This is a genomic window from Sphingomonas sp., assembly GCF_042095875.1.
Lineage (GTDB): Bacteria > Pseudomonadota > Alphaproteobacteria > Sphingomonadales > Sphingomonadaceae > Sphingomonas.
In genome coordinates this window covers 1-3,232 of sequence record NZ_JBELMJ010000101.1, presented here as the reverse complement: position 1 = coordinate 3,232, position 3,232 = coordinate 1, and the positions used below count along the sequence as shown (strand labels likewise).

Below are 3,232 nucleotides of genomic sequence, written 5' to 3'. Positions count from 1 at the left end.
TTTCCCTACCCGCCGCTCTTCCGAGCTGATGGCGGGCACCTCGGCGGGCGGGTCGGGGCTGGGGCCGGGGGCAGTCGGCTTCGTGCTCGGCATCGCCAAGGCGTACACGACGCGGGTCGGGTCGGGGCCGTTCCCGACCGAGCTGGACGACGAGACGGGCGAGCGGCTCGGCACGCGCGGACGCGAGTTCGGGACGGTGACGGGGCGCAAGCGTCGCTGCGGCTGGTTCGACGCGGTGCTGGTGCGGCAGTCGGCGGCGGTGAGCGGGATCACCGGCATCGCGCTGACCAAGCTCGACGTGCTCGACGGGTTCGAGACGATCAGCATCTGCACGGGTTATCGCCTGCGCGGGGAAGAGCTCGATTACTATCCGGCGCATGCGAAGGATCAGGCGGAGGTGGAGCCGATCTACGAGGAGATGGAAGGCTGGTCGGGGTCGACCGCGGGCGCGCGCAGCTGGGCCGATCTGCCGGCGCAGGCGATCAAGTACATTCGCCGCGTCGAGGAACTGATCCGCTGCCCGGTGACGCTGGTGTCGACCAGTCCCGAGCGCGAGGACACGATCCTGGTGCGCGATCCGTTCACCGATTGAGCGCAGTCCAGGCGCGTGAATATGGAAAGGCCCGGGAGTGATCCCGGGCCTTCGTCGTTTCAGCGATGTGCGCGGATCAGAAACGCGGCGGCGTGGTGCCGGTCGTCGTACCCATCGTGCTCATGGTGCCGTTCGGGTCGGTCGGGCTCGGCGTCATGGTGCTCGAGTTGGGTGTCATGGTGCTCGAGTTCGGCGTCATGGTCGACGCGTTCGGCGTCGTCGTGCGCGGTGTCATCGTCGAGCGGTTGCGCGTGCGCGAGCGGGTCGAGCGCGTCGTGCTGGTCGACGGGTTGCTCATCGTCGAGTTGGTCGTGGTGGTGGTCGTCGACGTGCTCGGCGAGGTCTGATCCATCGTGCCCATCGTGCCGGTGGGCGACCCCATCGTGCCGGTCGGGCTGCCCATCGTGCCGGTCGTGGTACCCATGCCGGTGCCGGTCGAACCGCCGGTCGTCTGCGCCGACGCGAGGGCGGGAAGTGCGAGTGCGGCGGCGGCGATCGAAATCATCATACGCATGTTGTTCTCTCCTACGAACTGTCGCCAACAACGGCGTGATCGCCAGGACGTTCCATGCGAAGAGCGCCGCCAGCCCGAATGGTTACGGGCGTCCGATAAAGATTATGTGGGATTACGCGCGTCTATTTACTTGCCATAATCGGCATCGTGTCTGCCGTCCGCGCGTAGAACTGCTCGCCGATGGGCGAAGACATTACCGTTTCGAAACGATCACCCGCATTGCGCACGGTGGAGCAGCGACTGATCGGCGAGCACCAGCGCCATCATCGCCTCGACCACGGGCACGCCGCGGATGCCGACACACGGGTCGTGCCGCCCGCGGGTGGCGATCTCGGCCGCTGCACCGTCGCGGTCGACCGTTTTCACGGGTGTCAGGATCGAACTGGTCGGCTTGAACGCCACGCGTAGCCGGATCGGCTGGCCGGTCGCGATCCCGCCCGCGATGCCGCCGGCGTGGTTGGCGAGGAAAGCCGGGCCGTCCGGGCCGGGGCGCATCGGGTCGGCATTCTGCTCGCCCGACAGGCTGGCGGCCGCGAAGCCGTCGCCGATCTCGACGCCCTTCACCGCATTGATCGACATCGCGGCGGCGGCGAGTTCGCTGTCGAGCTTGGCGTAGAGCGGCGCACCCCAGCCGGCGGGGACACCGGTCGCTTCGCACGCGACGATCGCGCCGAGCGAGGAGCCGGCCTTGCGCGCGGCGTCGACCTTCGCCTCCCACCGCTCGGCGGCCTGCGCGTCGGGGCAGAAGAACGGGTTGGCGTCGATCTGCGCGTCGTCGAAGTTCGCTGGGTCGATCGCGTCGCCGCCGATCGCCTCGACCCAGGCGCGCACGCGCACCTGCGGCACGACCAGCCGCGCGACCGCGCCCGCCGCGACGCGCGACGCGGTCTCGCGCGCCGACGAACGCCCGCCGCCGCGATGGTCGCGCAAGCCGTATTTGGCGTCATAGGCGTAATCGGCGTGGCCGGGACGATAGGCCTTCGCAACCTCCGAATAGTCCTTCGAACGCTGGTCGACGTTCTCGATCACCAGGCTGATCGGCGTGCCCGTCGTCCGGCCGTCGAACACGCCCGACAGGATGCGTACCTGGTCGGGTTCGCGACGCTGCGTGGTGAAGCGCGAGGTGCCGGGGCGGCGCCGGTCGAGCCACGGCTGTATGTCGTCCTCGGTGAGCGCGATCCCCGGCGGGCAGCCGTCGACCACCGCGCCGATCGCGGGCCCGTGGCTCTCTCCCCAGGTCGTGAAGCGGAACACGCGGCCGAAGGTGTTGTGGCTCATGACTGCGACAGTCTCGCGAAGGCAGGGGCGTGATGCGCGTGGTCGCGCACCCCGCACGGCATCAACCCGCCCTGGAGCGGCAGTGCCATGAGGTAATCGCCCGCGTAGGGCGAGGCGAAGTTGCGCGCGAAATCCCGGTCGAAGCCGAAGCGCGCGTAGAAGGCGGGATCGCCCAGCACGAAGCAGAGCACGACGCCTTCCTGCTCCAGCCGATCGAGACCCGCCTGGATCAGTGCCTCGCCCACGCCCTGGTCGCGGTGGTCGGGTGCGACCGCGATCGGTGCGAGTGCGACGGCCGGGATCGGCTTGCCCGCGACGCTCACGTCCATGCGGCTGAATGCCACGGCGCCGACGAGCGCGTCGGCTTCCTCGTCGCGTGCGGCGAGCATCAGCACCATGTCGCCCGCGATGCACAAGTCGCGCACCAGATCGGCCTCTTCCGCGTGCGCGAAGCTGGAGCGCATCAGCGCGTCGATGGCGGCGACGTCGCGGCCGCCGGCCGGCGCGATCGCGATCATGCCCGCGCGCACGCGCGGATTTGCTTAGCCCCAGCGATCTGCGGCATAGCGTCCGCCGCCATCCCGCTGCCGTAGAGGCTGCCGCCCCCGCTCACGCCAGCGCGATGTCGGGCGCGTCCTCGGCCTTCATGCCGATAACGTTATAGCCGGCATCGACGTGGTGGATCTCGCCCGTCACGCCCGACGCGAGGTCGGACAGGAGGTACAGTCCCGCGCCGCCGACGTCGTCGATCGTCACGTTACGGCGCAGCGGCGAGTTGAGCTCGTTCCACTTGAGGATGTAGCGGAAATCGCCGATCCCGCTCGCCGCCAGGGTCTTGATCGGACCCG

5 protein-coding genes are annotated in these 3,232 nt (G+C 69.3%); 2 read left to right on the top strand and 3 right to left on the bottom strand.

The features are described from left to right. Positions 1-592: adenylosuccinate synthetase (locus ACFDS6_RS16870; protein WP_375273238.1), on the top strand; the 592-nt coding region annotated here is incomplete at its 5' end. Between the two features lie 65 nt (positions 593-657). Next, a complete protein-coding gene (locus ACFDS6_RS16865; protein WP_375271789.1) occupies positions 658-939 on the top strand; it encodes a hypothetical protein in 282 nt (93 codons plus the stop codon). A 377-nt stretch (positions 940-1,316) separates the two neighbouring features. Here ACFDS6_RS16865 and aroC read toward each other — a convergent pair whose 3' ends face one another. From aroC to ACFDS6_RS16850, 3 genes are all read right to left on the bottom strand, one after another. After that, entirely contained in the window at positions 1,317-2,384 is a 1,068-nt protein-coding gene (gene aroC, locus ACFDS6_RS16860; RefSeq protein WP_375273237.1) for a chorismate synthase, read from the bottom strand. Then, complete coding sequence (locus tag ACFDS6_RS16855; RefSeq protein WP_375273236.1) at positions 2,381-2,902, bottom strand: GNAT family N-acetyltransferase; 522 nt, start codon at positions 2,900-2,902, stop codon at positions 2,381-2,383. Before ACFDS6_RS16855 ends, aroC begins: the two co-directional genes overlap by 4 nt. A 91-nt stretch (positions 2,903-2,993) precedes the next feature. Then, on the bottom strand, positions 2,994-3,232 hold a 239-nt coding region (locus ACFDS6_RS16850), incomplete at its 5' end, for an SDR family oxidoreductase (protein ID WP_375271783.1).

Bases quoted from the DNA above. Each gene is read 5' to 3' on its own strand.
- ACFDS6_RS16865 (WP_375271789.1), top strand. From the start codon at position 658: ATGTGCGCGGATCAGAAACGCGGCGGCGTGGTGCCGGTCGTCGTACCC.
- aroC (WP_375273237.1), bottom strand. From the start codon at position 2,384: ATGAGCCACAACACCTTCGGCCGCGTGTTCCGCTTCACGACCTGGGGA.
- ACFDS6_RS16855 (WP_375273236.1), bottom strand. From the start codon at position 2,902: ATGATCGCGATCGCGCCGGCCGGCGGCCGCGACGTCGCCGCCATCGAC.